The sequence below is a fragment of the Corynebacterium sp. CCUG 71335 genome (assembly GCF_024454075.1).
Lineage (GTDB): Bacteria > Actinomycetota > Actinomycetes > Mycobacteriales > Mycobacteriaceae > Corynebacterium > Corynebacterium genitalium.
Map to the genome: position 1 here is coordinate 50,375 of NZ_JAGPYY010000015.1, position 6,960 is coordinate 57,334.

General features: G+C 62.5%; 5 protein-coding genes. 4 read left to right on the forward strand and 1 reads right to left on the reverse strand.

What is annotated here, in order from left to right:
* The first annotated feature begins 243 nt into the window (after nucleotides 1–243).
* A complete protein-coding gene (clpB, locus tag KBX19_RS10325; RefSeq protein WP_255998846.1) occupies nucleotides 244–2,886 on the forward strand; it encodes an ATP-dependent chaperone ClpB in 2,643 nt (880 codons plus the stop codon).
* 130 nt (nucleotides 2,887–3,016) lie between these two features.
* Here clpB and KBX19_RS10330 read toward each other — a convergent pair whose 3' ends face one another.
* On the reverse strand, nucleotides 3,017–3,934 hold the full coding sequence (locus KBX19_RS10330; protein WP_255998849.1) for a hypothetical protein: 918 nt from the start codon (nucleotides 3,932–3,934) through the stop codon (nucleotides 3,017–3,019).
* 178 nt (nucleotides 3,935–4,112) lie between these two features.
* On the opposite strand from KBX19_RS10330, the gene KBX19_RS10335 reads away from it, so the two are divergent.
* The 3 genes from KBX19_RS10335 (at nucleotide 4,113) to KBX19_RS10345 (ending at nucleotide 6,880) form a co-directional block, all read left to right on the forward strand.
* On the forward strand, nucleotides 4,113–4,541 hold the full coding sequence (locus KBX19_RS10335) for a hypothetical protein (RefSeq protein ID WP_255996129.1): 429 nt from the start codon (nucleotides 4,113–4,115) through the stop codon (nucleotides 4,539–4,541).
* 58 nt (nucleotides 4,542–4,599) lie between these two features.
* Nucleotides 4,600–6,132, forward strand: a complete 1,533-nt coding sequence (locus KBX19_RS10340; RefSeq protein WP_255998851.1) for an aldehyde dehydrogenase family protein — start codon at nucleotides 4,600–4,602, stop codon at nucleotides 6,130–6,132.
* Nucleotides 6,133–6,721: 589 nt separating this feature from the next.
* On the forward strand, nucleotides 6,722–6,880 hold the full coding sequence (locus KBX19_RS10345) for a hypothetical protein (RefSeq protein ID WP_255998853.1): 159 nt from the start codon (nucleotides 6,722–6,724) through the stop codon (nucleotides 6,878–6,880).
* Nucleotides 6,881–6,960: the final 80 nt, after the last annotated feature.

The window sequence follows — 6,960 nt, forward strand, 5'->3', positions numbered from 1 at the left end:
CTAGTTCTCGCCCGTACGAAACTCCTGCTAGAACCCGAAAAACGGTCGCAACTAGGACATCGGTGACCGCATCGGCAGGAGCGCACATGTCCGCATGTAGGCGGAAAGGGCCAGAGGGCGCGGGGCGTCGTCAAGCTTTTTCGCCTTGAGTGGAACAGACTCAACCTTGCGGGCGTTGAAGTGAGCGACCACCTAGCGTGGAGTTAGGAATTTAGAACAAAAGCATTCAGAAAGGAGCCCCTCGTGAGCTCATTCAACCCCACTACAAAGACACAGGAAGCTCTCCAGCAGGCTCTGCAGACGGCTTCTGCCAACGGCAACCCGGACATTCGTCCGGCGCACTTGCTGCAGGCCATCCTCTCCCAGGAGGAGGGCATCGCCGCGCCGGTGCTGAAGGCAACCGGTGTTGACCCGCAGACCGTGGTGAAAGAGGCCGCCGCCATCGTGGACGGCTACCCGAAGGCGGAAGGCCAGAACATGGCCAACCCGAACTTCAACCGCGACGGCCTCAACGCGCTGAACACTGCGCAGGAACTCGCCAGCGAGCTTGGCGACGAATACGTCTCCACCGAAGTCCTCCTCGCCGGCATTGCACGCGGTTCGGATGAAGCCGCTGACCTGCTGAAGAAGCGGGGTGCGACGTACGAGACCATTAAGGGGGCGTTTCCGTCGGTACGCGGGCACCAGAAGGTGACCACGCAGGACCCGGAGGGACAATTCCAGGCGCTGGAGAAGTACTCGACCGACCTGACGGCGCGCGCCCGCGAGGGCAAGATCGACCCGGTCATCGGGCGCGATAGCGAGATCCGCCGTGTGGTCCAAGTGCTTAGCCGCCGGACGAAGAACAATCCGGTGCTGATTGGTGAGCCGGGCGTCGGTAAGACCGCGATCGTGGAGGGCCTGGCCCGCCGCATCGTCGCGGGCGACGTGCCGGAATCTCTGAAGGGCAAGACGCTGATCAGCTTGGACTTGGGCTCGATGGTGGCCGGCGCGAAGTTCCGCGGCGAGTTCGAGGAGCGCCTGAAGGCTGTGCTGGATGAGATCAAGTCCTCCGACGGGGAGATCATCACCTTCATCGACGAGCTGCACACCATCGTCGGCGCTGGCGCGACCGGTGAGGGCTCGATGGATGCCGGCAACATGATCAAGCCGATGCTGGCCCGCGGCGAGCTGCGCCTGGTCGGTGCGACCACCCTTGACGAGTACCGCAAGTACATCGAAAAAGACGCCGCCCTGGAGCGCCGCTTCCAGCAGGTGTACGTCGGCGAGCCGAGTGTGGAAGACACCATCGGTATCCTCCGCGGCCTGAAGGACCGCTACGAGGTGCATCACGGTGTCCGCATCCAGGACTCGGCACTGGTCGCGGCGGCGTCGCTGTCGGACCGATACATCACCAACCGCTTCCTTCCGGACAAGGCTATCGACCTGGTCGACGAGGCCGGCTCCCGCCTGCGCATGGAGATCGACTCCTCCCCGCAGGAGATCGATGAGCTTGAGCGCGTCGTCCGCCGTCTCGAGATTGAGGAGATCGCACTGGAAAAGGAGTCCGACGCAGCTTCGCGCGAGCGTCTCGACGCCCTGCGTCAGGAACTCGCCGACCAGCGCGAGAAACTCGGCGAGATGAAGGCCCGCTGGGAGAACGAGAAGTCCGAAATCGACAAGGTCCAGCACGCCAAGGAAGAGCTGGAAGATCTGCGCAACCAGTCCGAGATCGCTGAACGTGACGGTGACTTCGCCAAGGTGTCGGAGCTGCGATACGGTCGCATCCCGGAGTTGGAGGCGCAGGTGGAGGCGGCGGAGGCGTCGGCAAGCGCGAAGACCATGCTGACGGAAGAAGTCACGCCGGATGTCATCGCGGACGTTGTGTCCAGCTGGACGGGCATTCCCGCCGGCAAGATGATGGAAGGCGAGACCGAGAAGCTGCTGCACATGGAAAGCGTGCTCGGCGGGCGCGTCGTCGGGCAGCACGAGGCGGTCAACGCGGTGTCGGATGCTGTGCGCCGTTCGCGCGCCGGGATCGCCGACCCGAACCGCCCAATCGGTTCCTTCCTCTTCCTCGGCCCGACGGGTGTGGGTAAGACGGAGCTGGCCAAGTCGCTCGCGGAGTTCCTCTTCGACGACGAATCCGCCATGATCCGCATCGACATGTCCGAATACGGCGAGAAGCACTCCGTCGCGCGCCTCGTCGGTGCGCCTCCGGGATACGTCGGCTTCGACGCCGGCGGCCAGCTCACCGAAGCCGTGCGCCGTCGCCCGTACTCGCTCGTGCTTTTCGACGAAGTCGAGAAAGCCCACCCGGACGTCTTCGACGTCCTCCTGCAGGTCCTTGACGAAGGCAGGCTTACCGACGGCCAAGGCCGCACCGTCGACTTCCGCAACACCGTCATCATCCTCACCTCCAACCTGGGTGCCGGTGGTTCGCGGGACGAGATCATGGAGGCTGTGAAGCGGGCGTTCAAGCCGGAGTTCATCAACCGCCTCGACGACGTGGTCGTGTTCGATCCGCTGACGCAGGACCAGCTGGTCGGCATTGTGGACATCCAGCTGCGTTCGCTCGCGTCGCGGCTCGCGGAACGCAGGCTTGCACTCGACGTCTCCGACGCCGCCAAGCGCTGGCTCGCCGACCGCGGCTACGACCCCGCCTACGGCGCCCGCCCATTGCGCCGCCTGATCCAGAAGGAGATCGGCGACAAGCTGGCCCGCGAGGTACTGGCCGGAGAGATCCGCGACGGTGACGCCGTGCTCGTTGAGGTCGGCCCGGACGCGGACACGCTGACCGTCACCCGCGGTGCTGGTGCTGGCGGTGCCGGCGAGGCCGCTGACGCTGGTGAGGGTGCTGGCGACGGAGCCGCGCACGCCGGCGCCGACGCCGCAGACGCCAACTAGCGCTGCGGCAGGCCCGACAGTCCCCACCTCGACCCCACCGCGCCCCCCACCATTCCGATTGACTAGAACCAGACGACTAGAAAGCTCCGTTTCGGGCCGAGAACCGGGCAATCTAGCTGTCTGGTTCTAGCTATTTGCCGGGTTGGCTTGGGCGGCGGCTGGCCCGCTCGATCGCGCCGCGCAAGGTCTCGATGCAGTACTCGGGGTTCGTTAACAGCTCCCGCGGCGAAAACCGCACAACTTCCAGGCCCGTGTTGATCAGCAGTTTCTGCCGTTTCAGTTCGCCGCGGCTGATGTCGTCGAGGGATCCGTAGGTGACGCCGTCGTACTTCGCATCCCCGTCGATTTCCACGGCCACGCGGTCACCGATCATCAGGTCGGGCTCGATGTACCGCCCACCGGGAAGAGGCAGCCGCGGGTGCATCCGGATGCCTTCAATTCCGGCTTCGACGAACAGCCCCTGCGCATACGGCTCAAACGGAGACAGCGCGCGCGGACTGCTCAACTCGATGCACTGTCGAATTGTCGCGATCCCTTTAACCGGCCCAAGCCTTTCCGCTTCTCGACGCAACCTCCCAATTCCCCACCCGCTGTACTTCAACCAAGACATAGCCACCAGGCCTTCCACCAGCCCATACGTAGCGGCAATGTCGGCGGCGGTGCGGAATGGGGTGAGGGTGCGGGCGCCGTCGATAAGCGTGATCTCTTCAGGGCGCAGCTTCATGCGCCGACAACGTTGACCCTCTGGCATGGTCGTGCAGGGGTGAGCGCCGCGGGTCAGTTCGGCGGTTTCTTTCGATCGCGTAACCACCCACATGCCGTGGATGCGCGCGGCGGTGCGTCCGATTGCGATGGATTTCGGCACGCCCCGGCCAGTGGCGATGGCGACGAGTCGGGCCCTCTCATGCGGCACCAGCGAACGGAAGTAGTCGCTGCGGACGGCCTGGGTCGGCGCCAGTTTGACCATGTGGCCGGTTTCGATGGCTGCCCACACCGGGCTGCCCGCTTTGTGACGCCGCAGATTGATCAGTTCATCCCCCGAATTCATGCACCCAGCCTGACTTATCGCACCGGGCGGCGCACCTACGGGCCCGTTTGGCTGTGGAATTCGGCGGGTTATCCACATGGGGCCGGTTCGCTTGCCGGGCTGTCTTGGGCTGGCCGGGCGGTTGGCCTGGTGTCTTTTCCGCTTTGAGCAGTCGGATTATTACCGTTACATCGCATTCATGAATGCCTCCAAGACCCCGAAGATGGATCAGATCAAGGCTGATAAGAGGGAAGGGGGCACCTTCGAACTGACGCCGGCTCAGGCAGAGGAAAACGGAAAGCTGCTCGGCTTGGATCTGAAGGGTGTGATTGGCGCTGTTGCTGGTTCAGTGATCGGAGGCGGCGGTCTTGACGCATTCGTCGACATTGCCAAGACGAAGCTTCTTGAAAATGGACCGGAGGTGGCCGCTCCCATCGTCACCTACACCAAGTCCATGGGCGCCTGCGCCGGTAAGGAAAGCGAGTCCAGCTCCGTCCCCGCAGGCTCCTCCCTCTCCGTTGCCGGAGTCGGCGGCCTGCTGGCAGCTGGCGTTGCCCTGCTGTTCCTGATCACAGGCCTGATTGGTTTCGCTCTGCGTCCGGTGGTGGACGAGGCGTTCAACCGTTAAACTCTTTCGTATATTTTGGAGCACAAAATATTCAGCTCGTTTTAGAAAGGACTAGACCATGACTGTGTACGCTAACCCGGGTTCTGAGGGCTCGATCGTTAACTTCGAGAAGCGCTATGACCACTACATCGGCGGTCAGTGGGTTGCTCCGGCGGACGGTGAGTACTTCGACAACTCCACTCCGGTCACGGGTGAGGTGTTCTGCCAAGTCGCACGAGGCACGCAGGCAGACATTGACCGAGCGCTTGATGCGGCGCACAAGGCTGCGCCGGAATGGGGCAAAACTTCTGCGGCGGAGCGCGCATTGATCCTCAACCGCATCGCGGACCGCATGGAGGAGCACCTCGAGGAAATCGCGGTCGCCGAGACGTGGGAAAATGGCAAGGCTGTGCGCGAGACTCTTGCCGCTGACATTCCGCTGGCCATCGATCACTTCCGCTACTTTGGGGCTGCCATCCGCGCGCAGGAGGGTCGCCTTTCGCAGCTTGACGACGACTCTGTGGCCTACCACTTCCACGAGCCGCTGGGCGTTGTCGGTCAGATCATTCCGTGGAACTTTCCGATCCTCATGGCCGTGTGGAAGCTCGCCCCAGCGCTGGCGGCGGGCAATGCCGTGGTGATGAAGCCGGCGGAACAGACCCCAGCATCGATTCTTTACCTGATGAACATCATCGGTGATCTCATTCCAGACGGCGTGGTCAACATTGTTAACGGCTTCGGCGATGAGGCCGGTGTCGCGCTGACCGGTTCTGACCGGATCGCAAAGATCGCGTTCACTGGTTCGACGGACGTCGGCAAGCTGATCAACAAGTCGGTCGCGGAGAGGATCATCCCGGTGACGCTCGAGCTTGGCGGCAAGTCCCCGTCGATCTTCTTCGAGGACGTGCTCGCCCATGATGACGAATTCCGCGCTAAGGCCATCGAGGGCTTTGCAATGTTCGCCCTCAACCAGGGTGAAGTGTGTACCTGTCCGTCGCGTGCGTTGGTGCAAGAGTCCATCGCCGAGGAGTTTTTGGAGCTCGGAATCGAGCGCGTGCGCCAGATCAAGACCGGTAACCCACTGGACACCGAGACCCAAATGGGTGCGCAGGCGTCCCAGGAGCAAATGGACAAGATCACCGGCTACCTCGAGATGGCGCCGCAGGAGGGCGCGGAAACCTTGATCGGCGGCAAGGTGAACACCGATGTGACCAGCATGGGCGGTCTAAGCGGCGGCTTCTACATTGAGCCAACGGTGTTCAAGGGTGACAACTCGATGAAGATCTTCCAGGAGGAAATCTTCGGCCCGGTGCTGTCGGTGGCGACCTTCAAGGACTTCGACCAGGCCATCAGCGTCGCAAATGACACCATCTACGGTCTCGGTGCCGGTGTCTGGTCGCGCGACGGAAACACCGCTTATCGCGCTGGCCGCGCTATTCAGGCAGGCCGTGTGTGGGTGAACCAGTACCACACCTACCCGGCGCACGCGGCGTTCGGTGGCTACAAGCAGTCCGGCATTGGCCGTGAGAACCACCTGATGATGCTCGACCACTACCAGCAGACGAAGAATCTGCTCGTGTCCTACTCCGAGAAGCCCACCGGGCTGTTCTAATCCCGGAGCGCGGGCTTGACCGGGAGTATCCCAGCCACATCACCGCTGCTTGGCCTTCGCCGTTTCTCAATGTGTTGTGGTCGGCCACGTCTTGCGCTTGGGATACGAGTCCTGCCAGCTTGTTCGGGTCACCTGAGCCAACGCCGGGAGAGAGGATTGAGATGGACGCGGGGTTGGTCGGCACGCCCTGACCACTCGGACCGACCATCACTGTGTATCCTCCCGGGCCTCCTTCGAGGAGCATGGCACCCGTCTCGTCGACGATTTGCTTCACGTGGTCAGGTGCTTTCGCGTAGAGCTCATCGTGGATTTGTTGCGGGGTTTTATCCAGGTTATGCGCTAACCTCTCGATATCCGGCTCGTAGTCGGCCATGCATGTTGCATTGATCGACTCAGAGCATCCGAAATCCAGGATGAGGGAGTACAGCCGGAGCTCGGCTAGAAGCTTGGTGAGGTACAACTCGGTCCCCAGAAGTAGCGGTGTCTTGAGTGCCGTTTCTATCATCCGCTCTATATTTTCTTGAGACATCGCGGCCTGCCAGAGAATCTCCGCAACCTCATCCAACTTCAAAGACGGGCCGAAAAGGCTGTGTCCAAACCCCCGGAGCAGTGCCTTCCCCGCGTCGGCGGCGGTCCCGTTGAAGCCTTGGGAAGTCAGGTCGGAGCTGTGGTCGGTGATGTCGTCGCCACGGCTGCGGGTGCGGGAGCTGACGGTGCGGAGGGCGTCGGCGGCGTCGTAAAGCTCTGATGCGACGTGAAGTGTCCTGGGTTTAGTTCCGATCGTTTCTAGAGGAGGATTGGATCATGCCTAGGAAGTTCAGTGACGAG